26 protein-coding genes are annotated in these 26,304 nt (G+C 70.0%); 17 read left to right on the plus strand and 9 right to left on the minus strand.

Annotated features, from left to right (window positions below):
- Window positions 1–13 precede the first annotated feature (13 nt).
- Window positions 14–418, plus strand: a complete 405-nt coding sequence (locus RAMLITH_RS13855; protein WP_168108007.1) for a glycerate kinase — start codon at window positions 14–16, stop codon at window positions 416–418.
- Here RAMLITH_RS13855 and RAMLITH_RS13860 read toward each other — a convergent pair.
- On the minus strand, window positions 415–1,083 hold the full coding sequence (locus tag RAMLITH_RS13860) for a transglutaminase domain-containing protein (protein WP_168108008.1): 669 nt from the start codon (window positions 1,081–1,083) through the stop codon (window positions 415–417). The genes RAMLITH_RS13855 and RAMLITH_RS13860 overlap by 4 nt on opposite strands.
- Window positions 1,084–1,226: 143 nt before the next feature.
- On the opposite strand from RAMLITH_RS13860, the gene RAMLITH_RS13865 reads away from it, so the two are divergent.
- The 4 genes from RAMLITH_RS13865 (at window position 1,227) to waaF (ending at window position 4,217) form a co-directional block, all read left to right on the plus strand.
- Window positions 1,227–1,844 (plus strand): transferase hexapeptide repeat family protein, encoded by a 618-nt coding sequence (locus RAMLITH_RS13865; RefSeq protein ID WP_168108009.1) that lies wholly within the window; start codon window positions 1,227–1,229, stop codon window positions 1,842–1,844.
- A gap of 41 nt (window positions 1,845–1,885) precedes the next feature.
- On the plus strand, window positions 1,886–2,821 hold the full coding sequence (locus RAMLITH_RS13870) for a branched-chain amino acid transaminase (RefSeq protein ID WP_238344183.1): 936 nt from the start codon (window positions 1,886–1,888) through the stop codon (window positions 2,819–2,821).
- Between the two features lie 2 nt (window positions 2,822–2,823).
- A complete protein-coding gene (locus RAMLITH_RS13875; protein ID WP_168108010.1) occupies window positions 2,824–3,045 on the plus strand; it encodes a zinc-finger domain-containing protein in 222 nt (73 codons plus the stop codon).
- A gap of 179 nt (window positions 3,046–3,224) precedes the next feature.
- Entirely contained in the window at window positions 3,225–4,217 is a 993-nt protein-coding gene (waaF, locus tag RAMLITH_RS13880) for a lipopolysaccharide heptosyltransferase II (RefSeq protein ID WP_168108011.1), read from the plus strand.
- A 3-nt stretch (window positions 4,218–4,220) separates the two neighbouring features.
- On the opposite strand, the gene RAMLITH_RS13885 is transcribed toward waaF, so the two are convergent.
- The 3 genes from RAMLITH_RS13885 to RAMLITH_RS13895 all read right to left on the minus strand — a co-directional run bounded on the left by RAMLITH_RS13885 (window position 4,221) and on the right by RAMLITH_RS13895 (window position 7,599).
- Window positions 4,221–5,408 (minus strand): sensor histidine kinase, encoded by a 1,188-nt coding sequence (locus tag RAMLITH_RS13885; RefSeq protein WP_168108012.1) that lies wholly within the window; start codon window positions 5,406–5,408, stop codon window positions 4,221–4,223.
- 9 nt (window positions 5,409–5,417) lie between these two features.
- Complete coding sequence (locus RAMLITH_RS13890; protein ID WP_168108013.1) at window positions 5,418–6,140, minus strand: response regulator; 723 nt, start codon at window positions 6,138–6,140, stop codon at window positions 5,418–5,420.
- A 115-nt stretch (window positions 6,141–6,255) separates the two neighbouring features.
- On the minus strand, window positions 6,256–7,599 hold the full coding sequence (locus tag RAMLITH_RS13895; RefSeq protein WP_168108014.1) for an AmpG family muropeptide MFS transporter: 1,344 nt from the start codon (window positions 7,597–7,599) through the stop codon (window positions 6,256–6,258).
- Between the two features lie 31 nt (window positions 7,600–7,630).
- Here RAMLITH_RS13895 and RAMLITH_RS13900 point away from each other — a divergent pair, with 31 nt between their 5' ends.
- From RAMLITH_RS13900 to RAMLITH_RS13935, 8 genes are all read left to right on the plus strand, one after another.
- The gene (locus RAMLITH_RS13900; RefSeq protein WP_168108015.1) at window positions 7,631–8,485 is read left to right on the plus strand and encodes a M48 family metallopeptidase; all 855 of its coding nucleotides are present in this window, start codon (window positions 7,631–7,633) and stop codon (window positions 8,483–8,485) included.
- A gap of 359 nt (window positions 8,486–8,844) precedes the next feature.
- Window positions 8,845–9,888 carry a 2-oxoacid:acceptor oxidoreductase family protein gene (locus RAMLITH_RS13905; protein ID WP_168108016.1) on the plus strand — a complete coding sequence of 348 codons (1,044 nt, stop codon included), beginning with the start codon at window positions 8,845–8,847 and terminating at the stop codon, window positions 9,886–9,888.
- Between the two features lie 10 nt (window positions 9,889–9,898).
- Window positions 9,899–12,211, plus strand: a complete 2,313-nt coding sequence (locus RAMLITH_RS13910; RefSeq protein ID WP_168108017.1) for a thiamine pyrophosphate-dependent enzyme — start codon at window positions 9,899–9,901, stop codon at window positions 12,209–12,211.
- A gap of 12 nt (window positions 12,212–12,223) precedes the next feature.
- Window positions 12,224–13,078 (plus strand): sulfide/dihydroorotate dehydrogenase-like FAD/NAD-binding protein, encoded by an 855-nt coding sequence (locus tag RAMLITH_RS13915; RefSeq protein WP_168108018.1) that lies wholly within the window; start codon window positions 12,224–12,226, stop codon window positions 13,076–13,078.
- Window positions 13,078–14,484: an NADPH-dependent glutamate synthase gene (gene gltA, locus RAMLITH_RS13920; protein WP_168108019.1), complete on the plus strand. Its 1,407-nt coding sequence runs from the start codon at window positions 13,078–13,080 to the stop codon at window positions 14,482–14,484. The genes RAMLITH_RS13915 and gltA overlap by 1 nt, the downstream gene beginning before the upstream one ends.
- Before the next feature lie 51 nt (window positions 14,485–14,535).
- Complete coding sequence (locus RAMLITH_RS13925) at window positions 14,536–15,279, plus strand: (Fe-S)-binding protein (protein ID WP_168108020.1); 744 nt, start codon at window positions 14,536–14,538, stop codon at window positions 15,277–15,279.
- Window positions 15,276–16,682, plus strand: a complete 1,407-nt coding sequence (locus RAMLITH_RS13930; protein ID WP_168108021.1) for a lactate utilization protein B — start codon at window positions 15,276–15,278, stop codon at window positions 16,680–16,682. The genes RAMLITH_RS13925 and RAMLITH_RS13930 overlap by 4 nt, the downstream gene beginning before the upstream one ends.
- Window positions 16,683–16,764: 82 nt before the next feature.
- Window positions 16,765–17,355 (plus strand): LutC/YkgG family protein, encoded by a 591-nt coding sequence (locus RAMLITH_RS13935; protein ID WP_168108022.1) that lies wholly within the window; start codon window positions 16,765–16,767, stop codon window positions 17,353–17,355.
- 2 nt (window positions 17,356–17,357) lie between these two features.
- Here RAMLITH_RS13935 and RAMLITH_RS13940 read toward each other — a convergent pair whose 3' ends face one another.
- Window positions 17,358–18,683 (minus strand): sialidase family protein, encoded by a 1,326-nt coding sequence (locus RAMLITH_RS13940; protein ID WP_168108023.1) that lies wholly within the window; start codon window positions 18,681–18,683, stop codon window positions 17,358–17,360.
- 7 nt (window positions 18,684–18,690) lie between these two features.
- On the minus strand, window positions 18,691–19,584 hold the full coding sequence (locus tag RAMLITH_RS13945) for a DMT family transporter (protein WP_168108024.1): 894 nt from the start codon (window positions 19,582–19,584) through the stop codon (window positions 18,691–18,693).
- A gap of 54 nt (window positions 19,585–19,638) precedes the next feature.
- Here RAMLITH_RS13945 and pyrF point away from each other — a divergent pair, with 54 nt between their 5' ends.
- A complete protein-coding gene (pyrF, locus tag RAMLITH_RS13950) occupies window positions 19,639–20,463 on the plus strand; it encodes an orotidine-5'-phosphate decarboxylase (protein WP_168108025.1) in 825 nt (274 codons plus the stop codon).
- A 21-nt stretch (window positions 20,464–20,484) separates the two neighbouring features.
- Here pyrF and RAMLITH_RS13955 read toward each other — a convergent pair whose 3' ends face one another.
- Window positions 20,485–20,868 (minus strand): hypothetical protein, encoded by a 384-nt coding sequence (locus tag RAMLITH_RS13955; protein WP_168108026.1) that lies wholly within the window; start codon window positions 20,866–20,868, stop codon window positions 20,485–20,487.
- 248 nt (window positions 20,869–21,116) lie between these two features.
- Here RAMLITH_RS13955 and RAMLITH_RS25780 point away from each other — a divergent pair, with 248 nt between their 5' ends.
- Window positions 21,117–21,422: a c-type cytochrome gene (locus tag RAMLITH_RS25780; RefSeq protein ID WP_420376909.1), complete on the plus strand. Its 306-nt coding sequence runs from the start codon at window positions 21,117–21,119 to the stop codon at window positions 21,420–21,422.
- 75 nt (window positions 21,423–21,497) lie between these two features.
- Here the strand turns inward: RAMLITH_RS25780 and RAMLITH_RS13965 are convergent, their stop codons facing one another.
- Both RAMLITH_RS13965 and RAMLITH_RS13970 read right to left on the minus strand, forming a co-directional pair.
- Window positions 21,498–22,673: a c-type cytochrome gene (locus tag RAMLITH_RS13965; RefSeq protein ID WP_168108027.1), complete on the minus strand. Its 1,176-nt coding sequence runs from the start codon at window positions 22,671–22,673 to the stop codon at window positions 21,498–21,500.
- On the minus strand, window positions 22,654–23,829 hold the full coding sequence (locus RAMLITH_RS13970) for a c-type cytochrome (RefSeq protein ID WP_168108028.1): 1,176 nt from the start codon (window positions 23,827–23,829) through the stop codon (window positions 22,654–22,656). The genes RAMLITH_RS13965 and RAMLITH_RS13970 overlap by 20 nt, the downstream gene beginning before the upstream one ends.
- A gap of 186 nt (window positions 23,830–24,015) precedes the next feature.
- On the opposite strand from RAMLITH_RS13970, the gene RAMLITH_RS13975 reads away from it, so the two are divergent.
- Both RAMLITH_RS13975 and RAMLITH_RS13980 read left to right on the plus strand, forming a co-directional pair.
- Window positions 24,016–25,131 carry a 6-bladed beta-propeller gene (locus RAMLITH_RS13975; protein ID WP_202883267.1) on the plus strand — a complete coding sequence of 372 codons (1,116 nt, stop codon included), beginning with the start codon at window positions 24,016–24,018 and terminating at the stop codon, window positions 25,129–25,131.
- A gap of 216 nt (window positions 25,132–25,347) precedes the next feature.
- On the plus strand, window positions 25,348–26,241 hold the full coding sequence (locus tag RAMLITH_RS13980) for a cytochrome c3 family protein (protein WP_202883268.1): 894 nt from the start codon (window positions 25,348–25,350) through the stop codon (window positions 26,239–26,241).
- Window positions 26,242–26,304: the final 63 nt, after the last annotated feature.

Below are 26,304 nucleotides of genomic sequence, written 5' to 3' on the forward strand. Positions count from 1 at the left end.
TGAAAATCGAGCCATGAACTTCCAGAAGATCCTGATTCCCGTGCTGGGCGTGGTGCTGGTCGCCGGCGCCTGGCGCGCCTACGGCTGGGCCGGCGTGGCGCTCGTCGCCAGCGGCATCGTGATGTGGATGCTGCTGCACTTCACGCGCCTGACCAAGGTTCTGGGGAAGGCCGCCGACCGCCCGATTGGCTATGTGGCCAGCGCCGTGATGCTCAATGCGAAATTGAAGCCGGGCGTGAACCTGCTGCACGTGATCGCGATGACGCAGGCGCTGGGCGAGCGGCTGTCGGCCGAAGGCGAAGACCCCGAAATCTATCGCTGGACCGACGGCGGCGCGTCGAGCGTGACCTGCGAGTTCGCCAAGGGCAAGCTGGTGAAGTGGACCTTGTTCCGGCCGCCGGCGGCTGAAGAGGCCTAGCGCGACTCCCGCGCCGCATCCGCGGCGAAGTCCGCATCCCCCGCCGGCGCCTTCGCCCACCCCGGGTACAGCGCCGCGAAGTCGGCCGCGATCCGAGCCACCGGCACGTCGTCGAAGCTGCCGCGCTGGTTCACGTACTCCATGTGGAGGCGGCCGGCCTTGTCGTAAGGGTGATAGAGCGAATCGGTGCGGCCGTCCCAGTCCATCGGACGGATGCCGAAGCGCTCGCACAGGTCCAGGTTGAACGCCGGCGTCGCCTTCACCCAGCCCCCGTCCAGCCACAGCTCCGTGTAGCCGTGCCAGACGTAGAGATCGGTCTGCAGGATGCTCCGCAGCCGCTCGGTGGAGAGATGGTTGCGCACGTCCGCGTAGCCCACCCGCGCCGGGATGCCGGCGGCGCGCGCGGCGGCGGCGAGCAGTGCCGCCTTCGGCACGCACCAGCCGTAGCCGCACTCCAGGACCCGGCTGGCCCGCAGCCCTTCGACGCCGAGGTCGACGCGGTACGGGTCGTAGCGGAACTCGTCGCGCACCAGGTAATAGAGTTCGACCGCGCGTTCGCGCGCACCGCTGGCGGTGGCGCGCCGCGCGAACGCGACCACGGCCGGATGATCGCTGTCGATCAGCGGCGTCGGCGCCAGGGTGGCCGGGCTGGGGGCTGCGCTCATGGTGGCTGTCTCCTGGGGGAAGCTCTGAGCAAATCGCGTCGCGCACGGCGGGATTTGCTCAGAGCTTCCCCGGGGACTATACGGCCGGGGCCGGGCCCCGCCCCGATAATCCCTGTCACATACCAAGGCAAGGAGACCAGCGCATGCCCTGTTACGCGATCGACGGCGTGGTGCCGGTCGTGGACCCCGGCGCCTACCTGCACCCGACGGCGGTGCTGATCGGCGACGTCATCGTCGGCCCCGGCTGCTACGTCGGCCCTTGCGCCGTGCTGCGCGGCGACTTCGGCCGCATCGTCCTGAAGCGCGGCTCCAACGTGCAGGACACCTGCGTCATCCACGGTACGCCGGCGCACGACACCGTGGTCGAGGAAAACGGCCACATCGGCCATGGCGCGGTGCTGCATTGCTGCATCGTCCGGCGCGACGCGCTGGTGGGCATGAACGCCGTGGTGCTCGACGAGGCCGAGATCGGCGCCCGATCGATCGTCGCGGCCTGCGCTTTCGTTCCGGCCGGCACCAGGGTGCCGCCGCGCAGCCTGGTGGCGGGCATTCCCGCCAAGGTGCGCAGGGAGCTCAGCGACGAGGAGATCGCCGGCAAGCGCGCCGGCACCGAGGTCTACCAGGAACTGACCGGGCGCGCGCTGGCCTCGATGCGCGAGGTCGAGCCGCTGCCGGCGCTCACGCCCGGGCGGCCGCGCCTGCCCGTCACCAAGGTGGACGCGCTGGTCGCCGGCCGCAAGGGCTCCGGCCGGGACGCTTAAAATCAACGGGTTTCACCCCCCGACGGAAAAGGACAAGGCTCATGATCGCACCCCCCTCGATGGCCGACCGCGACGGCAAGATCTGGATGGACGGCGAGATGGTGGACTGGCGCGACGCCAAGATCCATGTGCTGACCCACACCCTGCACTACGGCTGCGGCGTCTTCGAGGGCGTGCGGGCGTACAACACCGTCGACGGTACCGCCGTCTTCCGCCTGCAGGAGCACACCGACCGGCTGTTCAACAGCGCGAAGATCCTGCGCATGACGATGCCCTTCAGCAAGGAGCAGGTGAACGAGGCGCAGCGCGCGGTCGTCCGCGCCAACAAGCTGGAGTCCTGCTACATCCGTCCGCTGGTGTGGATCGGGTCGCAGAAGCTGGGCGTCAGCCCCAAGGGCAACCAGATCCACGTGATGATCGCCGCCTGGGCCTGGGGGGCCTACCTCGGCGAGGAAGGCATGAAGCGCGGCATCCGCGTCAAGACCTCCAGCTATACCCGGCACCACGTCAACATCACGATGACGCAGGCGAAGGCGGTGAGCAACTACACCAATTCGATCCTCGCCAACATGGAAGCGCTGGACGACGGCTACGACGAGGCGCTGCTGCTGGACAGCTCGGGCTTCGTGAGCGAGGGCGCCGGCGAGAACGTGTTCGTCGTGAAGAACGGCGTCATCTACACGCCCGACCTGTCGGCCGGCGCGCTCAATGGGATCACCCGCAACACGGTGTTCGCGATCTGCAAGGACCTCGGCATCGAGATCGTGCAGAAACGCATCACGCGCGACGAGATCTACATCGCCGACGAGTGCTTCTTCACCGGCACCGCCGCCGAAGTGACGCCGATCCGCGAACTGGACCGCCTCGAGATCGGCGCCGGCTCGCGTGGCCCGATCACCGAGAAGATCCAGAGCGCGTTCTTCGACATCGTCAACGGGCGCAACGCGAAGTATGCGAACTGGCTGACCAAGGTGTGACCATGGACCAACCCGTCAAGAAACAAGCCGTGGTGGAGCTGCTCGCTTCCGACCTGAATGCGAACGGCGGCGTCTTCTGTCCCAATCCCAAGGCGGACATGAAGCTGTGGAACAGCCATCCGCGCATCTACCTGGACGTCGCCCACACCGGCGAGGCCATGTGCGCCTACTGCGGGACGGTGTACAAGCTCAAGGCCGGGGAGCACTTCGGCGGCGGGCACTAGCGGATTCGCGCGCATTCCAGCCTGCGGCCGGAATGCCTGTTCATCGGCTCGACGAAACGGGGTCGAAAACCGCTCATTCGGGGTCAGAGCCCGATTCGTTGGAGACCGCGCGCTCCGGCAGCCGAGCGGTCCGAATCGGGATCCGACCCCAAATGAGCCGCCCCCATTTCGCCGACCCAATGAACAGTCTCATCATCGCCCCCCAGTGGATCGGTGACGCCGTCATGACCGAGCCGCTGCTGCGCCGGCTGCACGCGCGGGGCGAGCGGCTCACGGTGGGGGCGCTGCCCTGGGTGGCACCGGTGTACCGGGCCATGCCGCAGGTGCAGGAAGTGATCGAGTTCCCGTTCCGGCACGGCGGGCTGCAGTGGCGAGCCCGCCGGACGCTGGCGAAGCAGCTGAACGGCCGCTTCGACACGGCGTACGTGCTGCCCAACTCCATCAAGAGCGCGCTGCTGCCGTTTCTCTCCGGCATCCCGAAGCGGATCGGCTACCTCGGCGAATCGCGGGTCGGCCTGCTCACCCACCGGTTGAGGAATCCGAAGGACAAGCCGCCCATGGTGGCGTTCTATTCGGCGCTGAGCGGCGAGACGCAAGGGTTGGAGCAGGACCGGCCGCGCCTGCAGCTGGACCAGGTGCAGGTCGACGAGGCGCTGGCCCGCCACGCGCTGCGGCCACGGGGCTACCTCGTCTTCGCGCCCGGCGCCGAATACGGCCCGGCCAAGCGCTGGCCGGCCATCCATTTCGCCGAGCTCGCGCGCCTGCTGGACCGGCCCGCCGTGCTGCTCGGCTCGGGCAAGGAGGCGCCGTTGTGCGAAGAGATCGCGCAGGCGGCCGGCGGCGGCCACTGCGTCAACCTCGCCGGGCGGACCAGCCTGATGGAAGCGTTCGCATTGATCGCGGGGGCCGGCACGGTGGTCAGCAACGACTCCGGCTTGATGCACGTGGCGGCGGCGTTCGGGGTGCCGCAGGTGGCGCTGTTCGGTTCGTCGAGTCCGCTGCACACGCCGCCGCTGAACGATCGCGCCCAGGTGGTCTGGCTGAAGCAGGAGCCCGCCTACCAGCCGCCGCTGGATTGCTCGCCGTGCTTCGAGCGCGAATGTCCGCTGGGCCACACCCGCTGCCTGGTGGACATCACGCCCGAACGGGTGGCGGGAATGCTCAGGGGCTAGCTGCTAGCCCCGAACCCCTGGTACTCGCAGCACGAAGCACGCCCCGCCGCCGTCCTGGTCTTCGCACTGCACGCTGCCATGGTGGCGCTGCGCGATCGAGCGCACCAGCGCCAGCCCGAGTCCGACTCCGCCGTGCTGCTCGCTGGCGCCGGGCAGGCGGTAGAACGGCTCGAAGATGCGTTCGCGCTCCGCCGGCGGCACGCCCGGGCCCTGGTCGCGCACGCGCAGGGCGATCACGTCGCCTTCTCGCGCGAGTTCCACCCGCACCGGCCCGCTGCTGTAGCGGCGGGCGTTCTCCAGCAGGTTGCGCACCGCCCGGCGCAGCAGCTTCACCACGCCTTCGACCAGCACCGGCTGGCCGTCGGCCGGCGGGATCAGTTCGGCATCGGCCCGCGCGCATTCCTCCGCCGCCAGCCCGGTGAGGTCCACCGCCTCGAAGCTGCCGACGTCGGTCTCCCTGGCGTCCAGCCGGCTGGCCAGCAGGATCTCGTCGATCAGCTGGTCCAGCTCGGCGATGTTGCGCCGGATCTCTTCCTGGAACGCCGGCGAGGCTTCCGGTCCCAGGAGCTCGACGCCCATGCGGATGCGCGCCAGCGGCGAGCGCAGTTCGTGCGAGGCGTTGGCGAGCAGTGACTTGTGCGATTTCAATAGCGTTTCGAGCCGCTCGGCGGCGTGGTTGAAGCGCTGCGCGACGAAGGCCAGTTCGTCGGAACCCTCCTCGTCGACCCGCGCCGACAGGTCCCCTTCGCCCCAGCGCTCGACGCCGCGGCGCAGCGCGTCCAGCCGCAAGGTGAGGCGCCGCACGATCGGATAGGCGCCGATGGCCACGGCCAGGGCGGTGATCCCGAGGATCCACAGCAGCGTGTCGGAGCCGCGCACCCACGGCCGCACCGACGGTCCTTCGCCGACGCGGCGCTGGCGCGGCGGCAGCTGCACGAACTGCGTGCTGCCATCGCGCATCGTCACCTGGAACTCCAGCCCCTGCCCCGGCACCCACGCGGCGCGCTGGCTCACGCGGCCGATGACGTCGCCGGCCTCGTTGCGGATGATCACTTCGCGCGCCGGCGCCTGCTGTGCGGTGGCGCGCCACAGGTAGCCGAACGCCAGCGTCAGCAGCACCACCGCCACCACCACCGCCAGCCACAGGCGCAGGTAGAGGGGAAAGCGGAAGCGTCCGCGCCAGGGGGCCATGAGCCGGCGTCAGTCCTGCTGCTTGGCGAACACGTAGCCGACCCCGCGCACCGTGAGGATGCGCTTCGGGTTCTTCGGATCGGCTTCGATCGCCGCCCGGATGCGACCCATGTGGACGTCGATCGAGCGGTCGAAGGCCTCCAGTTCGCGGCCGCGCACGGCTTCCATGATCTGGTCGCGCGTCAGCACCCGGCCGGCGCGCTCGGCCAGCGTGATCAGCAGGTCGAACTGGTAGGAGGTCAGCTCGCACGGCTTGCCGCCGACGGTGACGGTGCGCGCGTCGCGATCGATCTCGAGCGAGCCGAACCGCATCATCTTGGCGGCGGGCTGCGCGCCCGCGCCGCGCCGTCGCAGCACGGCGCGGATGCGCGCCAGCAGTTCGCGCGGCTCGAAGGGCTTGGGCACGTAGTCGTCGGCGCCGATTTCCAGGCCCACGATGCGGTCCATCGGGTCGCCCTTGGCGGTGAGCATCAGCACCGGCAGCTGGCCGCGCTCGCCGGGCAGCGAGCGGATGCGGCGGCACACCTCGAGGCCGTCCATGTCGGGCAGCATCAGGTCCAGGATCACCAGGTCCGGCGCCGGGCCGGCGCCTGGCTCCTGCAGCAGGGCGAGCCCCGCCTTGGCGTCGATGGCGTGGGTGATGCCGAAGCCCGAGCGCTCCAGGTACTCGCCCACCATCTGCGCGAGGCGGGCGTCATCCTCGATGATCAACAGGTGCTGCATGTCGGACATGGTAATGAGTTCCCACTGCCGCTGCTGGAATGCGCGGTCCGGGACGATGGTGATCGTGCCGCCGCGCCCGCGCACGTCGCGGCAGTAAAGTTAGGTAAACCGGCGTTCCCGGTTTCTACGGCGCCGGCTTGACCGGCGTCAGGCGCGAGGCCAGCCACACCAGCACGAGCACCGGCACGCCCAGCGCCGCCGTCGAAGTGAAGAAGTTGACGTAGCCGAAGGCGTCGACATACACGCCGGAGAAGCCGGCGAGGTACTTGGGCAGCAGCAACATCATCGAGCTGAACAGCGCGTACTGGGTCGCCGAGTAGTTGACGTTGGTGAGGCTCGAAAGGTAGGCGATGAAGGCTGCGGAAGCGATGCCCGACGAGAGGTTGTCGGCGGAGATCACGAACACGAGCGCCTGCAGGTCGTGCCCGAGCCCGCCCAGCCAGGCGAACAGCAGGTTGCTGGCGGCGCTCAGCACGGCGCCCAGCATCAGCACCCTCATCACCCCGAAGCGCAGCGCCAGTGCCCCGCCCACGAAGGCGCCGACCAGGGTCATGACGACGCCGAACACCTTGGTGATGGCCGCCACTTCGTCCTTGGTGTACCCCATGTCGACGTAGAACGGATTGGCCATGATGCCCATCACCACGTCGCTGATCCGGTAGACCGCGATCAGCGCCAGGATCAGCGCCGCCTGCCAGCGGTAGCGGCGCAGGAATTCGGCGAAGGGCTCGACCAGCACCTCGCGCAACCACGCGGCGGCATTGCGCGAGGGCGGCAGCACCCGCTGCGCCGGCTCCGGCGACAGCAGCACGGTGACCACGCCCACGGCCATCGACGCCGCCATCACGAGGTAGGCCGTCTGCCATGCCCCGTGCTGGTAGCTGGCCGCGCCGGCCACTTCGGCGCGGGCCGCGACCCACAGCACGCCGGCGCCGGCCCAGATCATGGCCAGCCGGTAGCCGGTCTGGTACGCGGCCGCGAGCGCGGCCTGCCGGCTGGTGTCCGCCGACTCGATGCGGAACGCATCCAGCGCGATGTCCTGCGTCGCCGAGCCGAACGCCACCAGCAGCGCGCACCACACGATCGGCTCCAGCGCGCGCTGCGGATCGTTCAGCGCCATGCCGGCCAGCCCGGCGACCACGAGGCCCTGCGCCACGAGCAGCCAGGCGCGCCGGCGTCCCAGCGCCCGCGACAGCAGCGGAATGGGCAGGCGGTCCACCAGCGGTGCCCAGGCCCACTTGAAGGCATAGGCGAGCCCGACCCAGCTCAGGAAGCCGATGGTGGCGCGGTCCACGCCCGCCTCGCGCAACCGGAAGCTCAGGGTTCCCAGCACCAGCAGCAGCGGAAGGCCGGCGGAGAACCCGAGGAACAACATGCGCAGCGAGGCCGGCTCCAGGTACACCTTCAGGGTCTGGCCCCAGGTTGGACGCTCTGCGGTCTGAGGGGCGGTGGGGGTGTTGTCCGACATGGGCGCGATGGTCCGTCATTATCATGGCCGCATGTGCCAGCAGTGCTACGCCAGGTCCTCGTGGATGCCGCGTCGCGGCTTCCTCGCCGCGATGGGCGTCGCCGCGGCCGCGCCGGCCCTCGCGCAGGTGCAGGTCGGCGAGGCATCGCGCCTGCGCTCGCTGGTCCCTGCCGACCAGCTGGAGACGGCGGCGACACAGGAATACGGCAAGCTGCTGGCGCAGGCCCGGCAGCAAGGGGCGCTGGCGCCCGAGAGCCATCCGCAACTGCAGGCCCTGCGCGCCATCTCGTCGCGGCTGATCACGCAGAGCGCGCGCTGGAACGAGCGCGCGAGCAAGTGGCGCTGGGAAGTCAACCTGATCGGCAGCAAGCAGGTCAACGCGTTCTGCATGCCCGGCGGCAAGATCGCCGTGTTCACCGGCCTGCTGAACGGCCTGCGGCTCACGGAAGACGAAACCGCGATGGTCGTCGGGCACGAGATGGCGCACGCGCTGCGCGAGCATGCACGCGAACGCATCGCCAAGACCCAGGGCACCGGCACGCTGCTGTCGCTGGGGGCGCAGATCCTGGGACTGGGCCAGCTCGGCGAGGTGGCCGCCAACATCGGCACCCAGCTGCTCACGCTGCGCTTCAGCCGCGACGACGAGATCGAGGCCGACCTGGTCGGCCTGGAGCTGGCCGCCCGCGCCGGCTTCGACCCGCAAGCGTCGGTCAGCCTGTGGCAGAAGATGGGACAAGCCACGGGCGGGCAAGGCGGACCGGCGTTCCTCTCCACCCACCCCACCGGCCCCGACCGGACGCGCCGGCTGCAGGAGAACATCCCGCGCGTGCGCGGCCTGTACGAGCAGGCGGTCGCGCGCGCGGGGCAGCCGCGCCGCGGCTGGTAACCGGCTTCTCGCCGGCCCGCTGGGCATGACGCCACAGGCCGGCGGACGCCGGCCGATGCAGCTGGTTTTCACCGCTTGACTCGATTCCCTACGGTCCAGCTCGGAGATTGAGCCGCGTGCGCCGCAGGCCGCCGGTGAGCCGCCCTCCAGAGGGGCCGCGCCGCACCGGTGCGTGCTGGTTGACCCACGTCAATGGCCAGGGATGGCGCAGCGGAAGAATCGCCTGACACAGATTGTGGAAAGCGATTTCACATGTCGCAACCTTGCATCCGCGGACAGGCACCCCGGGCGGCACCCGCCGCCCCCCGCCGCCCGTCGTCCGGCGCCTTCGCGTCACAACCCTCGTTTCGGAGACCGCCATGCTGATCTCGCCCTCGCCCCACGCCCCGGCCGCGAGCCTGCAACCCGCGACCCGGGTGTCCCTGCCGCACGCGGATGAGTATTTCGAGGTCCGCTTTGAGTCCATCGGCGGACTGGGCGCCCATGCCGCCGGCCAGGTGCTGGCCACGGCGGCCGTCGTCCGGATGGGCTTGAACGGCGCCCACTTCTCCTCGTACGGGTCGGAGAAGAAAGGCTCGCTGATCCGCTCGTACGTGCGACTGGCCGACGGCGACCGGCCGATCCGCACCAGCGCGCCGATCGACCGGCCCGACGTCGTGGTCGTGTTCCACGCCGCGCTGCTGCGCAATGCCGCGACCTTCTCCGGACTCAAGGCGAACGGCGTCCTGGTCTACAACGCGCCTCCCGGCGTGATCCCCGCCGAACTGGCCGCGCTGCCGAAGACGGCCCGCGTGATCCGCGTCGATGCCACCGGCATCGCGATGCAGCAGCACTCGCGGCCGAACGCGGTCTTCCTGGGCACCGTGTGCGCGGTCTGTCCCTGGCTGGACCGCCAGAGCGTGCTCGATGCGCTGTCGGAGGAATTCGCCGGCAAGCATCCGGAGGCCGTCGCGTCCAACGAACGCGCCTTCGAGGCGGGGGCCGCGCAGTTCGAACAGCTCGCCGGCGTCGGCACGGCCGAGGGCGACCTGAGCCCGCTGCAGGGCGAGGCGCTGTGGGGATACCAGACGCAGCCCGCCGGCGGCCTGCTGCCCGCGCCGGGCAACACGATCTGGAACGACCTCACGACCTCGCGCACCGGCTGGATGCCGGTGCTCGATGCCACCAAGTGCATCCATTGCGGCGTGTGCGACCTGGTCTGCCCCGACTACTGCCTGGCCTGGGGCGAGTCGGACGACGGCGACAAGTTCGTGCGCAAGCTCAAGGGCGTGGACTACCGCTATTGCAAGGGGTGCCTGCGCTGCGTCGAGTCCTGCCCCACCGGCGCGCTGGCCAAGACCACCGAAACGCCCGGACTGGCGGACAAGCTGCGCGTGCCGCTGTTCCCGGAACTGATTGCCTGAGGGATCCACCATGAACACACAAGCCATCGCCCAGGCACCGGAAGCCGCCTCCGCGGCGTCCGCGCCGGTGCGGCAGAAGATCGAATTCCGCAGCGGCAACGAGGCCGCCGCGCTCGCCGCGCGCGACATCGGCTACCACGTGATGGGGTTCTTCCCGATCACGCCGTCGACCGAGGTCGCCGAGAACCTCTCGAAGATGCAGGCCGAGGGCCAGCACGACATCGCCATGATCGCCGGCGACGGCGAGCACGGCGCGGCCGGCATCTGCTACGGCGCCGCGCTGGGCGGCGGCCGCGTGCTCAACGCCACCAGTTCGCAGGGCCTGCTCTACGCGCTGGAGCAGCTGCCGGTGCAGGCCGGCACGCGGGTGCCGATGGTGCTGAACGTGGCCGCCCGGGCGGTGTCGGGTCCGCTGGACATCCGCGGCGACCACTCCGACTTCTATTACGCGCTCAACACCGGCTGGATCGTGCTGTGCGCGCGCGACCCGCAGGCCGCCTACGACCTGAACTTCGCGGCGATCCGCATCGGCGAGCATCCCGACGTGCGGCTGCCGGTGATGGTGGTGTACGACGGCTTCTTCACCAGCCACCAGAAGCGCCGCATCCAGGTGTTCGACGACCCCGCCGCCGTGCAGCGCTTCCTGGGCGAACGCCCCGTATGGCCGTCGCCGCTGGACACCGAGCATCCGGCCACGTTCGGCGCGTACATGAACGACCCGGACCTGATCAACAACAAGGTGCAGCTGTCGCAGGCGATGGACGCGGCCCGCGGCGTGATCCCGAAGATCTTCGCCGAGCTGGAGCAGTTCACCGGCCGGCCGTATGCGGTGCTCGACTCGTACCGCATGGAAGACGCCGAAGTGGCGCAGATCCTGATCAACTCGGCCGCCGAAACCGCCAAGGAGGTGGCCGACGCGCTGCGCGACGAGGGCCGGAAGGTCGGCGTGCTGTCGCCCAACGTGATGCGGCCGTTCCCGTCCGAGGAGTTCCGCCACGCGCTCAAGGGCGTCAAGGCCGCGACCATTGGCGACCGCGCCGACTCGTACGGCGCCGGTGGCGGCAACCTGTCGCTCGAAGTGCGGGCGTCGCTGCAGCTCGATCGCGACAACGACACGCTGGTGCTCTCGCGCATCTACGGCCTGGGCGGCAAGGACTTCGTCGGCGCCGACGCCAAGGTGTTCTTCGACGAGGCGGCGCAGGCCGCGGCCAGCCAGCAGGCGACCCCGCCCGTCTTTGCCTACCACGGCGCCACCGCCGGCCGCGTGGGCCAGGGCGCGAAGCCGGGCCTGCCGCCGATCCGGGTCGAGGAGGTCTCGCGCGGCAACGCGACGGTCACCACCGACGCGGCCACGGGACGCCTGAAGGTCGAACTGGCCCCGCTGTGGAAGATGACCGAGACGCCGGGGCGCATCGCCCCCGGACACGGCGCCTGCCCCGGCTGCGGCGCGTTCCCGACGCTGCACCAGATCGACCGCGTGCTCGAAGGCGACGTCGTCGTGCTGTTCCAGACCGGCTGCGCGATGGTGGTCACGACCGGGTATCCGACCACCGCGCACCGCATCAACTACATCCACAACCTGTTCCAGAACGGCGCGGCGACGCTCTCGGGCCTGGTCGAGATGTATCACGAGAAGGTGCGCCGCGGCGAACTGCAGCGGCTGGACGATCCGACCTTCGTGATGATCACCGGCGACGGCGGCATGGACATCGGCATGGGCGCGGCGCTGGGCGCCGCCCACCGCAACCACCGCATGATGATCCTGGAGTACGACAACCAGGGCTACATGAACACCGGCGCGCAGCTGTCGTACTCGACGCCGTTCGCGCACCGCACGTCCACCAGCGAGGTCGGCGGCGCGCTGCCCGGCAAGCGCTACCACCACAAGGACACGGCGCAGATCTTCGCCTCCTGCCACCTGCCGTACGTCTTCACCGCGAGCGAAGGCTATCCCGAGGACCTGATGCGCAAGGTCGCCAAGGCGCAGTACTACGCCAAGCGCGAAGGGCTGGTGTACGGCAAGATCCTGTCGTTCTGTCCCCTGAACTGGCGTACCGCGGACGATGCGGCCGAGCCGGTGCTGCAGGCCGCGATCGACTCGTGCTTCTTCCCGCTGTACGAGGTGGAGCACGGCCACACGACGCTCAACTACGACCCGGAAACCGCGGGGCGACGCAAGCCGGTGGGTGACTGGCTGAAGATGATGGGCAAGACGAAGCACATCGTCACGCCGGCCAATGCGCAGGTGCTGGAAGGGATCCAGGGCGAGGTGGATCGCCGCTGGAGCCGCATCAAGGCAATGCACGAGCACCCGCTGCTGTAAAGGAAGACCGCCATGACCCGTATCCTGGAAACCCGGCGGCTGACGCCCGTCACCAAGTACTTCCGGCTGGACGCGCCGCTGATCGCGCGCTCCGCGATGCCGGGCCAGTTCGTGATGCTGCGCGTGCGCGAAGGCGGCGAGCGCATCCCGATCACGATCGCCGACTACGACCGGAAGGCCGGCACGATCTCGCTGGTGATCCAGCAGGTCGGCGCGACCACGACGCTGATCTCCGCGCTGGAGGCCGGCGACGACATCCTCGACGTCGCCGGTCCGCTCGGCAGCCCGATCGAGGTGGCGGCCGGCGCGCATGTCTGCGGCGTCGGCGGCGGCTTCGGTTCGGCCGTGCTGCTGGGCCTGATGCGCGAGCTCAAGGCCAAAGGCCATCGCACCACGGCGATCATCGGCGCCCGCAACAAGGACCTGCTGATCCTGGCCGACGAGCTCAAGCCCAATTGCGACCATCTCGCGATCTGCACCGACGACGGGTCGTCCGGCTTCAAGGGTTTTGTCTCGCAGCAGCTGGAACGCTTCATCGAAGGCGAAGGTCCGGGGCGCCCGGACTGCGTGGTGGCGATCGGACCGATGGCCATGATGCGCGCCGTCGCCGAGACCACGCGCGGCCCGAAGGTGAAGACGCTGGTCTCGATGGATCCGCTGATGGTGGACGGCACCGGCATGTGCGGCGGCTGCCGCGTCATGGTCGGCGGCAAGGCGCAGTTCGCCTGCGTGGAAGGCCCGGCCTTCGACGGCCACGAGGTGGACTTCGACGTCGCGATGCGCCGCAACAAGGCTTATGTGAAAGAGGAAAAGCAGTCGCTCGAGCGAGTGAACTGCGCCCGGTCCGCAGCGAAGGAGGTGCACTGATGCCAGTCAAGCGCTCTGACAAGACCCCGATGCCGGTGCACGACGCCCAGCTGCGCGCGCACGACTTCGTCGAGGTCAACACCGGCTACACGCCGGCCCACGCCGCCTTCGAGGCCGAACGCTGCCTGCGCTGCCAGGACGCCGCCTGCGTCGACGGCTGCCCTGTGAACATCCCGATCCCGGACTTCATCCACGCCGTGGCCGCGGGCGACATGCCCAAGGCGGCGCAGATCCTGCGCGGTGCCAACCCGCTGCCGTCGATCTGCGGCCGGGTCTGCCCGCAGGAGAACCAGTGCGAAGCGCAGTGCCACATGCTCAAGCGCTTCAATCCGGTGGCCATCGGCCATCTGGAGCGCTTCGTGGCCGACTGGGAACGCACCCAGCCCGTGACGGCGAAGCCGAACATCACGCGCAAGGAGAAGATCGCCGTGATCGGCGCCGGACCCTCCGGCCTGGTCTGCGCCGGCGAACTGGCGCGCCTGGGGTATTCGGTCACCGTCTACGAGGCGCTGCATGCGCCGGGCGGCGTGCTGCGCTACGGCATCCCCGAGTTCCGCCTGCCCAAGTCGGTGCTCGACTGGGAGATCGGCGTGCTCAAGGCGATGGGCGTCGAGATCGTCTGCAACGTCGTGATCGGCCGCACCATCAAGATGGACGACCTGTTCGAGAACATGGGCTACGCGGCGGTGTTCATCGGCACCGGCGCCGGGCTGCCGCAGTTCCTGGGCATCCCCGGCGAGAACCTCAACGGCGTGATGTCGGCCAACGAGTTTCTCACCCGCATGAACCTGATGGGCGGCTACAAGTTCCCCGAGAACGACACCCCGATGAAGGTCGGCAAGCGGGTTGCCGTCATCGGCGCCGGCAACACGGCGATGGACGCGGTGCGCTCGTCGCTGCGGCTGGGGGCGGAGGCGGCCTACATCGTGTATCGGCGCAGCGAGAAGGAAATGGGCGCGCGGGTCGAGGAATACCACCACGCGATCGAGGAAGGCGTCGACTTCCGCTGGCTCACCAATCCGCTGGAAGTCGTGGACGATGGCAACGGCTGGGTGAGTGGCCTGAAGTGCCAGAAGATGAAGCTGGGCGAACCGGACGCGTCCGGACGCGCGCGGCCGATCCCGATAGAGGGCAGCGAATTCGTGCTGCCGGTGGACAACGTGGTGCTGGCGATCGGCACGACGCCCAACCCGCTGCTGACGCGAACGACCTCCGGGCTGATGACCAACAAGAAGGGCTGCCTGGTCGCCGACGAGAGCACCGGGCTGACGTCCAAGGCGCTGGTGTTCGCCGGCGGCGACGCCGTGACCGGCGCGGCGACGGTGATCCTGGCGGCCGGGGCCGGCAAGCGCTCGGCCCAGGCGATCCACGAGGCGCTGCAGCAGGCGCCGGTGGCGGCCCACTGAGCTGCCAGGCGGGAACGGCTCTTCAGAACGCTCCCGCCTCGAGGTCCTTCGATGAAGGTCGCACTGTTCGTTCCCTGCTACGTCGACGCGTTCTTCCCGGAGGCGGGCATCGCCACGCTGGAACTGCTGGAGCGCTTCGGTTGCGAAGTCGAGTACCCGCTGGAGCAGACCTGCTGCGGGCAGCCGATGGCCAACGCCGGCTGCCATGACGACGCGCGCGCCGCCGAGGCGCTGTTTGCGAAGAACTTCGCGGGCTACGAGTACATCGTCACACCGTCGGGCAGTTGCTGCCACCATGTCCGCGACCATCTCACCGCCATCGAGCAGACTCCTTCGGTGCAGGCAGTGCGGCGCAACACCGTGGAACTGGTGGAGTTCCTGCACGACGTGCTGCAGGTGCGCGAGTTTCCGTGGGCGCAGTTTCCGCACAAGGTGGGCCTGCACATCGGCTGCTCCACGCTGCGCAGGCTGGGCGAGGCCAGCACGTCCGAGGTGGCCGGACCGGCGTTCAGCAAGCCGCGCGCGCTGCTGTCGGCCGTGAAAGGCATCGAATTCGTGGCACCGCAGCGGGTCGACGAGTGCTGCGGCTTCGGCGGCACCTTTTCGGTGTTCGAGGAGCCGGTCTCGGCCCGCATGGGCCAGGACAAGGTGCGCGACCACGCGGGTGCCGGCGCCGAGTACATCGTGTCCCCGGACCTCTCCTGCCTGATGCACCAGCAGGGCTGTGCCCGGCGCCTCGGCGTCCCGCTGAAGTTCCTGCACATCGCGCAGGTGCTCAACGGAGCGCGCGAATGAGGGCGCCGGCCGGCGCGACCGCCAACCGCGTCGACCACGCCGGTGCCGCGGCGGAGTTCATCGCCGCGCCGCAGCACGTCGAGTTCCACGACCGGCGGCTGTGGGAGATCCGCCGCAAGCGCGACCAGGAATGCCACGCGATTCCGGAGTGGGAGGAGCTGCGCTCGCTCGCCTCTGCCATCAAGGAGCACACGCTCAGCCACCTGTCCGGCTACCTGGAGGAGTTCGAGCGCAATGCCCGGGCCAACGGCGTCGTCGTGCACTGGGCGCGCGACGCGGCGGAGCACAACCAGATCGTCCACCAGGTCCTTGCCTCGCGCGGCGTGACGACGCTGGTCAAGAGCAAGTCGATGCTGACCGACGAATGCGAGCTGCGCCCCTTCCTCGCCCGGCGCGGCATCGAGGTGGTGGAGACCGACCTCGGCGAGCGCATCCAGCAGCTCGACGGCGAGCCGCCCAGCCACATCGTGATGCCGGCCGTGCACAAGCTGCGGGCCGACGTGGCGCAGCTGTTCGGCCGCACCATCGGCACCGATCCGCAGCAGGCCGATGTTCCCTACCTCGCGGAAAGCCAGCGCCAGCACACGCGGCCCTACTACCTGAAGGACAAGGTGGCCGGCCTGACGGGGGCGAACTTCGCGATCGCCGAGACCGGCTCGTTCGTGGTCTGCACCAACGAAGGCAATGCCGACCTCAGCGCGAACGTGCCGCGCCTGCACATCGCGTCGATCGGCATCGAGAAGCTCATTCCGCGCGTCGAGCACCTGGGCGTCTTCGTACGCATGCTCTCGCGCAGCGCGCTGGGGTCGCCGATCACCCAGATCACGTCGCACTTCCGCGCGCCGCGCGAAGGAGCGGAACTGCACGTGGTACTGGTGGACAACGGCCGCTCGGAGCGGCTGGGCATGGACGACTTCTGGACCTCCCTGAAGTGCATCCGCTGCGGCGCGTGCATGAACACCTGCCCCGTGTACCGGCGCAGCGGCGGCCTCAGCTACGGCGCCACCTATTCGGGGCCGATCGGCGTCATCGTCGACCCCACCTTCAACCTGCACAAGTACAGCGCGCTGCCGTACGCGTCGACCATGAACGGCAGCTGCAGCATGGTGTGCCCGGTGAAGATCGACATCCACAGTCAGATCTTCCGCTGGCGCCAGGTGATCGCCGAGCGGCGCCAGCTGCCGCTGGCCAAGAAGGAGGCGATGCGCGTGGCCGGCCGCATCCTGGGCAGTCCGCGCCTCTATCGGGCCGCGGTGCAGGCGGCGGCCGCGGGGCTCGAGTGGCTGCCGCGCTTCATGGTCTACAACCCCTTCAACGCCTGGGGCCGGCAGCGCGAGCTGCCGGCGACGCCGCCGCTCACGTTCCGCGAGTGGTACCTGAAGAACCGGGGCGGCGGCACGTGAGCGCCGCACGGCCGCCCGAAGTCGCGAAGGCCCCCCTGGGGGGCAGCGACCCCCACGCAGTGGGGCTCAGCGTGGGGGCAGCATGAGCTCCCGCCAGTTCGTCCTGGCCAACGTGCGGCGCAACCAGCCGGCCGCCGCGCCGTTGCCGCCGCTGCCGGCGTTCGAGCGCTCGCCCGTCGACCTGCCGGTGGCGTTCGGCGACGCGCTGGAGCGCATGGGCGGGCGGCTCGCGCTGCCGCCGGCCGGCGTGGCGCTCGATGAGTACATCCGGTCGCTGTTTCCGCAAGCCAGCGTGATCTGCTCCGCCACTGGCGAGGTGCATGGCACGTTCTCGGTGGCCGACGTGCGCGACCCGCGCGAACTGCAAGGGGTCGACGTCGGCGTCGTGCGGGCCGCGTTCGGCGTCGCGGAGACGGGCTCGGTGGCGCTCGGCGAACGCGAGCTGGGCGTCAATGCGCTCGGCTTCCTGGCGCAGCACCTGGTCGTGCTGCTCGACCCGGCCGCCATCGTGGCGGACCTGCACGCCGCGTACTGGCAGCCGTGGTTCCGCGAAGCGCGCTATGCGGCCTTGATGACCGGGCCGACCGCCACCGCCGACATCGAAGGCGTGCTGGTGCGCGGCGCGCAGGGCATCCGCAGCCTCACCGTGATCCTCGTCCCCGGTCCCGATTGAGTTCAGCGCCGCAGCACGCCGCGCATGAGCCACACCCGGCTGCGCGCGCCGGCCCGGAAGCTGCTGTTGACCACAGCGACCGCGCCTTGTTCGCCCAGGGCCAGCTTCTTCATCAGCAGCCCCTGGCGGCTGCCGTTGGAGCCGCCTTCCGGATCGGCGCTGTCCCGCACGAGCGCGGGCGGCGTGAAGCTTGCGCCGCCGTCCGTCGACACGGCCACCGCCAGCCCGCGCGGCTGTTGCCGGGTGGCGCGTGCCAGCTCCCAGGTGACGACGACATTGCCGCGGCGGTCCGCCGCGAGCGATGGATAAGAGGCGCTCACGGCGCCGGCCGGCATCGGCACGGAGATGTCACGGGGTGGCTCGAACGTTCGGCCGCCATCGAACGAACGGACATGGCGGACGCGCGAAGGTCCGAAGGGACCGTCGGCCGATTCGGCGTATGCGAGATGCAGCACGCCCGCGCTGTCGATCGCGAGCCTGGGAGCGTCGGAGTAGCCACGGCTGGGCGCCACCACCCTCGGCGCGGCGAACGTCGCTCCGTGGTCCTTGGAAACCGACAGCCGGATGTCGGCGGCGGCGTCTTCGCCCACGGTCCACGCGAGGTACGGCGTCCCGTCCGCCCCCAGGGCCAGCGACGGCGCGCGCGCGGGCAGCCGGCGGTCTGCCGCGACGCGCCGCGGCGGCGAGAAGGTCGTGCCGGCATCGGTCGACCGGCTGTGCCACAGCGCGCCGTCGTATTCGGTCCACGCCGCGTGGATCGCGCCGCCCGGCCCGGCCACCAGGTCGAAGCTGCCGTTGTGCCAGACCTCGCGGTTGATGCGGCCCTTGCCGTCGCCGCCCTTCGACCGCGACAGGTTCAGTGGTTGCGCGAAGGTCGCGCCACCGCCGGCCGACCGCGCGAAGAAGATCTCGCCGCCATGCGAGCCGCCCGGGGTGAACACGATCTCCTGCCAGACGGCGTAGAGCTGCCGCGGCGCATCCGGTGCGAACGCCAGCCGTGGCAGCCACGAAAAGGTCGCCGGCTGGCGCGACACGTCGGTCGGCCGCGCCAGCTGCGGCCTGCCAGCCAGCGAGAAGCGCTGCAGCAGCACCGCCTTGCGCGCCTGGTCGACCCACGCCACGGCGATGCCGCCCGTGCCGTCGATCGCCACGGTGGGATCGTCGACGTAGTCGTAGCGCGATTCGTTCTGGCGCCACTGGCCTTGTTCACCGCGGCCGGCGGCAACCTCGGTCGTGCCCTGCCACACGAGTGGCGGAGGCGCCGCGTCCACCGCCGGCGCGCCGCCGCCGACCAGCGCCGCGAACACCAGCTTGAGCGCCCGCCGCATCGACGTCTCACCTGGCGGGCGCCGCCGCCTTGCCCGGCCACAGCACCGAAGCGATCGCCACCACCATCAGGACCACCGCGGCGGCGTCCTGCCAGTGCAGTACCTCGCCCAGCCAGACGGCGCCGACGAGGACACCGAGGACCGGGATGAACATCACGCTGAGCGTCGACGCGATCGGCGGCAGGCCGCGCGCCAGCGACAGCCAAGCCGCCTGCGAGAAGCCGAAGATCAGCAGCGCGTTGTAGGCGATGGCGCCCCAGGCCGCTTGCGGCGGCATCTGCCATTGCGCGCGTTCGAACACCAGCGCCAGCCCGCCGGCGACCACCGCCGCCAGCGCCGTCATCCAGAACGACAGCGTCAAGGTGTCGGCCTCGATGCGGCTGCGCCGCATCATGTGCGTGCCCAGCGCCCACACCGCGGCGGAGAACAGGGCCAGCGCCACGCCGAGCGGGCGGCCGGCGAGCACGGTGAATTCGTGCCACAGCAGCAAGGTCACGCCCAGCGCCGCCGCGCCGACACCGAGCCAGCCGCGCAGCCCGAGCCGCGCGCGAAACAGCACGGCGCCGATCAGCGCGGAGAAGATCGGCATGGTGTAGGCCAGGATCGCTGCGCGGCCGCTGGTCAGGGTGCGCAGCGCCAGGATCATGCAGATGTTCCAGACCACCATGTTGGTCAGCGCCAGCCAGAACAGCTCGCCCCAGTGCCGGCGCGGCACGCGGAACGGCACTTTCAGTGCGACCAGCACCAGCGCGAGCACCGGCAACCCGAGCAACACCGTGATGGCGCGAAAGCTCAGCGCGGGAAAGTGGCTGACCCCCAGTTTCATCATGGGCCAGTTGATGCCCCAGACCAGGGTGAGGGCGACCAGGGTCGCGAGCTGGTGTCGGCTGAGGCGCTGCATGGTGGCCGATTGTCGGGCAAGCGACGCATGAGCCGCTTACTACAATCGGACGCCATGACCTTCATCCAGATGCTCGAGGAGGCGCAGCGGCGCAACCGCTCCATGCTGTGCGTGGGGCTCGACCCCGAGCCGGCTCGCTTTCCCGGAGCGATGCGCGGGGACCCGGGGAAGATCTACGACTTCTGCGCGCGCATCGTCGATGCGACCGCCGGCCTGGTGATCGCGTTCAAGCCGCAGATCGCGTATTTCGCGGCCCACCGGGCCGAGCTGCAGCTCGAGCAGCTGATGCAGCACATTCGCCGCGTGGCGCCGCAGGTGCCGGTGATCCTGGACGCCAAGCGCGGGGACATCGGTTCCACCGCGGAGCAGTATGCGCGCGAGGCGTTCGAGCGCTACGGCGCCGACGCCGTCACGCTGTCGCCCTTCATGGGATTCGACTCGATCGAGCCCTACCTGAAGCGCGAGGGCAAGGGGGCGTTCCTGCTGTGCCGCACGTCCAACAAGGGCGGCGACGACCTGCAGAACCAGCGGCTCGCCTCCGTCGACGGCCAGCCGCTGCTGTACGAGCACGTCGCGCGCCTGGCGCAGGGCCCCTGGAACCTCAATGGCCAGCTCGGGCTGGTGGTGGGCGCCACTTATCCGGCGGAGATCGAGCGCGTGCGGCAGGTCGCGCCGACGCTGCCGCTGCTGATCCCCGGGGTCGGCGCGCAGGGCGGCGACGCGGCTGCCACCGTGAAGGCCGGCTGGCGGCCGGACGGTCCGATCGTGGTGAATTCGTCGCGTGCGATCCTGTATGCGTCGGCAGGCGAGGATTTCCCGGCGGCCGCCGCGCGCGAGGCCGAGCACACGCGCGCGGCGCTGCAAGCGGCACGCGGCTGATCGCGGGCGGGCCGGCCGCGATCAGCGGCAGTGATAGACGCGGACGACCGGATCCTGCCCGAACACGAGGGCAAACGCGTCCCGGCAGCCGGTAGCCGGGTCGACCTGGTACACCGCCACCATTCCCGGCGGACTGCCCCCGCCCGGAATGTCCATGAGCAGGACGGGCTCGCCCAGCGCCGCGCGCAGCCTGGAAAACGGCTGCTGCTGCCATTGCCGGTTCATCGCCACCTCACGCCGGGTCGCGGCGCTGCCGCTGGCGATGGAGTCCGCCTCGGTGGGGCCTTCGCGCCACTCCTTGCGGGCCGTCTCGCAGCCCGCCGCGAGCAGCAGCAGCGCGACGAGGGGGAGCCGCCAGGCTTGGCACGTCGCGCGCAGTGCGCCGGCCGCGATCGGGGAATTCATGAAGCCGCTCTCGATATCGCCTCGGCAATTCCATTTGCTGGGCAGGGTGATTGAAGCACAAGATGCAGTCGGTTGCACCGCCCGCCTCCCCGCCGCCGGCGGCTCGTTCCCGCTCCCAGGAAGCCGCGCGGCGAATTTCCCTCCATCGGGAGCCTCTGGAGGCGGGCGCGAGGCGCCTGCGCGCACCAGCGCAGGCACGGGGCTTGCATGAGGAGCCGTACTTTCTCAACCGTGATGGAGTGCATCCAATGAAGTGGGCAGCAGCCGGCCTGGTGGCCGTTGTTTCGATGGGTTTTGCGACCGTGGCAAGCGCCGCGGACGGCAAGGCCGTGTACGAGAAGACCTGCGTGGCCTGCCACGCCGCCGGCGTGGCCAATGCGCCCAAGCTCGGTGACAAGGCCGCCTGGGCGCCGCGCACCGGTGGCGGCAAGGCCGCGCTGGTGGCTTCGGTGAAGGCCGGCAAGGGCGCCATGCCGCCCAAGGCGGGCAACGCCGCGCTGACCGACGAGGAAATCGGCGCCGCGGTCGACTACATGCTGGCGACCGTGAAGTAGCCGGGCGGGCCGCCGGCCGGCGGCCTTCCGGAATGAAAACGCCGCGCGGTGCGCGGCGTTTTCATTGGGCGAACGCTACGAGCCGCGCACGCCCGGGATGGGGTGGAAGGCGCGCGAGATGTAGGCGATCAGCGCGTCGATGTCGCCTTCGGCCAGCACCTCCTTCCAGGCCGGCATCGAGGTGCCGGGCAAGCCTTCGGCGATCGACTTGTGCAGGTGCTCGCGGGTCATGCCACGCATTTCCACGCGGCTGGTCAGGTCGCGGGGATGCGGCTCCAGGAAGCTGCCGATCCAGCCCTTGGACGTGCCATCGCCGGCGTGGCAGAAAGCGCAGTTCTTCTGGAACAGGTGCTCGCCCTTCTTCTCGAGCGCCGTGGCATTGGCGATCACCGGCGGCTTGTCGTGCACGAGGTAGGCGGAGCCGACGCGCGGTCCCGCGGCCTGCGGCAGGCGCACCGGGACGCTGCCGTTCGCCTGCGCGAAGGTGTGCGTCGCCGGCCGCGGATGATCCACGCCCTGGGGTTCGGAACGCGGCGTGTCCGTGTGGCAACTCGTGCAGTAGGCGTCGCGTGGAAACGAAACAGGGCGCGACTCCCACGGGGTGCCCGGGTTCTGCACCCGCCCGTGGTCGTGGCACGTGATGCAGGCGGACAGGAACAGGCGCTTGCCGCGCTGCTGGTCTTGCGTGAGTTGCTCCCAAGGCGTGTCGATCGCGATGTCGCCGCGCGCGAACGGGAACGCCACCTGGTTGCGCTCGTGGTCGGGCCAGCCGTTCTCCCTGGTGTGGTAGCGCGTGTTCTCGGCCCGCCTGGCCATGAACTCGTCGCGCACGAAATCGGTCACGGCCTCGATTTCACGAGGCGTCAGGATGCCCTGGAAGCCCTTCATCGCCGTGCCGGCCTTGCCGTGCGTGGTCACCGCCAGCATCAGCTCGCGCGGCAGCGCCTGCGGGGGCGTGCTCGAGAAGTCGCGCGGCCTGGGTTCGAGGTAGGTCGCCGCCAGCGTCCTCGCGTCGCCCGAGTAGCCGTGGCAGAAGTAGCAGCGGTAGTTGTAGATCTTGCGCCCGAGCTCGAGGGCGTCCCCGGCCGGCGGCGCCACGGGCGCCGCTGCGACTGGCGCATGAACCGCCGGCGCCGGGGGCGCACTCGCGGGCGCTTCGCCGCAACCGCTCAACACACCCAGCGCGGCGGCCAGGAACGGGACCAGCAACCGGCCCAGGACGCGGCGGCAGTCACTTGTTCCGGGCGACATTCCTGGTTCCCGGCTGGATGAAGGTCCGGAAGACGTATTCGGACACGTCGGCGATCTCCTGCGGCGTGAGCACCTTGTCCCACGCGGGCATCTCGCTGCCGCGGCGGCCGAGGGCGACGCCGTCGTAGATCACGGGGCGGTTCATGCCGGCGCGGGTCTTCGGATCGGTGAATACGGCCGGTTTCGGGTTGATGAAGTAGGCGCGCGGACCCTGGCCGTCGCCCTTGGCGCCGTGGCACGTGGCGCAGTTGGCGTCGTAGAACTTCTGCCCGGCCACCGGATCGCCGCGCAAGCCGTTGGCGAACGGCTTCTTCATGTCGATCTTGCCGTCCTTGCCCATGGCATGGTCGCCGCCATGCCCGTGGGCCGCGTGGTCGTTCGGGTCCCCGTGCCCGCCGTGGTCGCCGTGCTCATGGCCGGAGGCCTTCTTGGAGTCCTTCGCCCCCCGCACGGGTTGGGCATTCGCGACCGGGGCCGCTTCCGCTTCCTGCACCCGCATGATCGAGACGCGGATGTAGTCGACCACCGCTTCCAGGTCCTCCTGGCTGAAGCGGCGGGCGTAACCCTGCATGGCCGTATTGGGCCGCCCCTGCGACACCGCGGCCAGCATGCGGTCGCGCGTGAGGTCGTCCTTGGCGCCCTGCGACGTGAAGTCGCGCGGCGCCGGACGCAGGTTGGGGCTGGCGAACATCGACCCCTTGCCCTGGTCGCCGTGGCAGACCGAGCAGACGCGGGCGTAGATGCGCCGCCCCCGGCTGGCGTCGGTCACGCTGGGCCGCATGTACGTGGCGCGGACGTGGTCGACGACGGCCGCGATCTGGGCATCGCTCAACTGCTTCTTCAGGCCGGCCATGGCCGTGCCCGGCACGCCGTTCTTCACCGCGGCGATCATCCGCTCGCGCGTCAGCTCCTGGGTCGCCTGCGGCGTGGTGAAGTCGCGCGGGGCCGGATTCATGGTCTTGCGCGCCAGGCTGCGCCCGTCGGCGTCGTCGCCATGGCAGCCGGAGCAATGCGCCTGATAGAGCGCCGCCGGCGTCTGCTGGCCCGCCGGCGGCGGTTTGGCTGCGTGCACCGGCGACGCCAGCCAGGTGGCGCCCAGCAGCAGCAGGGCGCCCAGCCAGAGGCGGCGGCGCAACGGTCCTGAATCTCTCGACATCTCAACTCCCAAGGGCGTCAACCGGCGGGGTGGTGCAACTTCGATGCCACCCCGGTTGACCGATGGCATGACCCTTGCGTTTTCGAAGCCATCTCGCCGGCCACGGAGGCCGGCTCCGCTCCTGGAGGCATGTCACTGATGAAGCCCGGATTCTCGAAAGCGCGACTCGCATGCGCAGTCGTGGGAATGGCGGCGGCACTGTTCGCGGCCGGATGCGCGCAGGCGCCGCAGGTCCAGGCCGCGAAGCCGTTCGTCACGCCGGTGTTTCCGCCGGCGCCGGAGCCGGCCCGCATCGTCTGGGAGCGGTCGCTCCACACCAGTGCCGACGTGGTCCCGGACGACAGCGACGGCGCGTTGCGCCGGCTGGTCACCGGCGAGCTGCGCACCGGCGAAGGCTTCAACAAGCCCTATGGCGTGGCGGCGCGCAACGGCCGCGTGTACGTGGGCGACACCGTGGCGCGCCACGTGGCGCTGTTCGACCTGAACGCCAGGACCTATACCCGCATCGGCGTCGACGAGCCGGGAGCGCTGCGGATGCCGTTCGGGATGGACCTGGACGACCGCGGCAACCTCTACGTCGTGGACGGAACCCTGAAGCTGATCCACGTCTACGACGGCAAGGGCAAGTTCCTGCGCAAACTGGGGCAGGACATCGGCTGGAGCCGTCCGGTCGGGCTCGCCATCGATTCCGCGCGCAAGCGGCTGTACGTCGTCGACGTCGGCGGCGTCGACAGTGCCGAGCACCGGGTGCGCGTGCTGGACCTGGAAAGCGGCAAGCTGCTGTTCGACATCGGCAAGCGCGGCAACGGCCCGGGCGAGCTGAACCTTCCGCGCGACGCCGCGGTGGGCGGCGACGGGCTGCTGTACGTCGTCGACGGCGGGAATTTCCGCATCCAGGTGTACGACCCCGACGGGAAGTTCATCAAGACGTTCGGCGGCATCGGCATCCAGCTGGGCCAGTTTTCGCGTCCCAAGGAGATCGCTTCCGATGCGGCCGGCAACCTGTACGTGGTCGACACGGGCTTCGGCAACTTCCAGATCTTCGACCGCGAGGGAACGCTGCTGCTGGACGTCGGCGCCCGTGGCGACATGGATGCGCCGGCCAAGTTCTCGCTGCCGTCGGGCATCGCCGTCGACGTCGACGGGCGCATCTACATGGTCGACCAGTTCTTTCGCAAGGTGGAGGTGTTCCGGCCGGCGTCGCTTCCCGCCGGGAGCCCCTATGGACAGGCCGCCTCGGCCGGCGCCAGGCCGCCGCTCGCGGCGACGGGGCAGACCCCGGCCGCGGCGCCGGCCCGTTAGGGCGCTTTCTTACTTCGTTCAGGAAAGAGCGCGCCATGCATTCCTGGAAGCGGGAAGCGCCAGGGCCGGTGGCCCGGGAAAGCTTGACGCAGATCAACCGGCAGGGGGTTCCGCGGGGCGAATGGCCCTACCGGACGCTGGCACACAAGATGCATCAAGACGTACGTGGTCTGCGGTTGGCGCGGAGCTGGATTTCAAACTTCTAGGAGATCGGACATGAGTTGGAGCAATTGGATGGGTCGGCAGTCCCTGCGCGAGCGCGGCCTGGCCGTCGTCGTCGCGGGCGTAGTGGTCGCCGTGCTGGGAACGGCCATTAACTGGCCGGCGTCCGCGCAGTCGACAGGGCTGGCGGCCCGGAAGGGAAGCGGCATCTCCACGACCAAGCACAACCTGGGCTCCAGCGGCACCGGCAACAACACGATTGCGGCCGGCACCGGGGCCGCGGCCAGTCCTTCCACTGAAATCTGCGTCTTCTGCCATACGCCCCACGCCGCGGAAGTCGCGCGCGGACCGCTGTGGAACCGGCTCGCCGGAACCGCGACGATCACGCCGTACACCAGCGCCACGCTGACCGGAGGCACGGTCTCGGGCGGCATGGGAACCGCGCTGACCCCCGGTTCCGTGTCGCTCGCCTGCCTGTCGTGCCACGACGGCACCCAGGCCATGAACACGCTGATCAACGCGCCGGGCTCGAACGGGTACAACGCGGGCGGCGCGGCGTTCGGCACGCTCGTGAGCGGCGCCGGCCTGATCACCGGCGTGGCCAAGATCGGCGGCGACCTGACGAACGACCACCCGATCGGGATGAAGTACGCCGGCGGCCGTGCCGACACCGTGCAGGAGGTCGGCGGCTACGTGCAGTTCACGAAGGGCACCATCAACGCCACGGATGCGTGGTGGGTGGATACCGACACCATCGGCCGCACCGGCGCTCCCGCCGCGGACAGCAGCCGGCAGAAGACCGACATGTGGCTCTACGCGCGCACCGGCACCACGGACACGGCGTACGTCGAGTGCGCGAGCTGCCACGACCCGCATACCGACAACGCGCTGTTCCTGCGCATCCCGAACACCTACAGCTCGGTGTGCCTGTCCTGCCACATCAAGTGAGGTGAACGCGGGCCGGCGCCTGCGCCGGCCCCCGAAGGCAGCAGTCCGGGGCACGCGTGCCCC

Origin of the sequence: Ramlibacter lithotrophicus, from assembly GCF_012184415.1 — a bacterium.
Taxonomy (GTDB): domain Bacteria; phylum Pseudomonadota; class Gammaproteobacteria; order Burkholderiales; family Burkholderiaceae_C; genus Ramlibacter; species Ramlibacter lithotrophicus.

Bases quoted from the DNA above. Each gene is read 5' to 3' on its own strand.
- RAMLITH_RS13910 (WP_168108017.1), top strand. From the start codon at position 9,899: ATGAACACACAAGCCATCGCCCAGGCACCGGAAGCCGCCTCCGCGGCG.
- RAMLITH_RS25780 (WP_420376909.1), top strand. From the start codon at position 21,117: ATGAAGTGGGCAGCAGCCGGCCTGGTGGCCGTTGTTTCGATGGGTTTT.
- gltA (WP_168108019.1), top strand. From the start codon at position 13,078: ATGCCAGTCAAGCGCTCTGACAAGACCCCGATGCCGGTGCACGACGCC.
- RAMLITH_RS13855 (WP_168108007.1), top strand. From the start codon at position 14: ATGAACTTCCAGAAGATCCTGATTCCCGTGCTGGGCGTGGTGCTGGTC.
- RAMLITH_RS13865 (WP_168108009.1), top strand. From the start codon at position 1,227: ATGCCCTGTTACGCGATCGACGGCGTGGTGCCGGTCGTGGACCCCGGC.
- pyrF (WP_168108025.1), top strand. From the start codon at position 19,639: ATGACCTTCATCCAGATGCTCGAGGAGGCGCAGCGGCGCAACCGCTCC.
- RAMLITH_RS13925 (WP_168108020.1), top strand. From the start codon at position 14,536: ATGAAGGTCGCACTGTTCGTTCCCTGCTACGTCGACGCGTTCTTCCCG.
- RAMLITH_RS13965 (WP_168108027.1), bottom strand. From the start codon at position 22,673: ATGTCGCCCGGAACAAGTGACTGCCGCCGCGTCCTGGGCCGGTTGCTG.
- RAMLITH_RS13890 (WP_168108013.1), bottom strand. From the start codon at position 6,140: ATGTCCGACATGCAGCACCTGTTGATCATCGAGGATGACGCCCGCCTC.
- RAMLITH_RS13885 (WP_168108012.1), bottom strand. From the start codon at position 5,408: ATGGCCCCCTGGCGCGGACGCTTCCGCTTTCCCCTCTACCTGCGCCTG.
- RAMLITH_RS13975 (WP_202883267.1), top strand. From the start codon at position 24,016: ATGGCGGCGGCACTGTTCGCGGCCGGATGCGCGCAGGCGCCGCAGGTC.
- RAMLITH_RS13935 (WP_168108022.1), top strand. From the start codon at position 16,765: ATGAGCTCCCGCCAGTTCGTCCTGGCCAACGTGCGGCGCAACCAGCCG.
- RAMLITH_RS13955 (WP_168108026.1), bottom strand. From the start codon at position 20,868: ATGAATTCCCCGATCGCGGCCGGCGCACTGCGCGCGACGTGCCAAGCC.
- RAMLITH_RS13915 (WP_168108018.1), top strand. From the start codon at position 12,224: ATGACCCGTATCCTGGAAACCCGGCGGCTGACGCCCGTCACCAAGTAC.
- waaF (WP_168108011.1), top strand. From the start codon at position 3,225: ATGAACAGTCTCATCATCGCCCCCCAGTGGATCGGTGACGCCGTCATG.
- RAMLITH_RS13980 (WP_202883268.1), top strand. From the start codon at position 25,348: ATGAGTTGGAGCAATTGGATGGGTCGGCAGTCCCTGCGCGAGCGCGGC.
- RAMLITH_RS13970 (WP_168108028.1), bottom strand. From the start codon at position 23,829: ATGTCGAGAGATTCAGGACCGTTGCGCCGCCGCCTCTGGCTGGGCGCC.
- RAMLITH_RS13945 (WP_168108024.1), bottom strand. From the start codon at position 19,584: ATGCAGCGCCTCAGCCGACACCAGCTCGCGACCCTGGTCGCCCTCACC.
- RAMLITH_RS13930 (WP_168108021.1), top strand. From the start codon at position 15,276: ATGAGGGCGCCGGCCGGCGCGACCGCCAACCGCGTCGACCACGCCGGT.
- RAMLITH_RS13860 (WP_168108008.1), bottom strand. From the start codon at position 1,083: ATGAGCGCAGCCCCCAGCCCGGCCACCCTGGCGCCGACGCCGCTGATC.
- RAMLITH_RS13905 (WP_168108016.1), top strand. From the start codon at position 8,845: ATGCTGATCTCGCCCTCGCCCCACGCCCCGGCCGCGAGCCTGCAACCC.
- RAMLITH_RS13875 (WP_168108010.1), top strand. From the start codon at position 2,824: ATGGACCAACCCGTCAAGAAACAAGCCGTGGTGGAGCTGCTCGCTTCC.
- RAMLITH_RS13900 (WP_168108015.1), top strand. From the start codon at position 7,631: ATGTGCCAGCAGTGCTACGCCAGGTCCTCGTGGATGCCGCGTCGCGGC.
- RAMLITH_RS13870 (WP_238344183.1), top strand. From the start codon at position 1,886: ATGATCGCACCCCCCTCGATGGCCGACCGCGACGGCAAGATCTGGATG.
- RAMLITH_RS13940 (WP_168108023.1), bottom strand. From the start codon at position 18,683: ATGCGGCGGGCGCTCAAGCTGGTGTTCGCGGCGCTGGTCGGCGGCGGC.
- RAMLITH_RS13895 (WP_168108014.1), bottom strand. From the start codon at position 7,599: ATGTCGGACAACACCCCCACCGCCCCTCAGACCGCAGAGCGTCCAACC.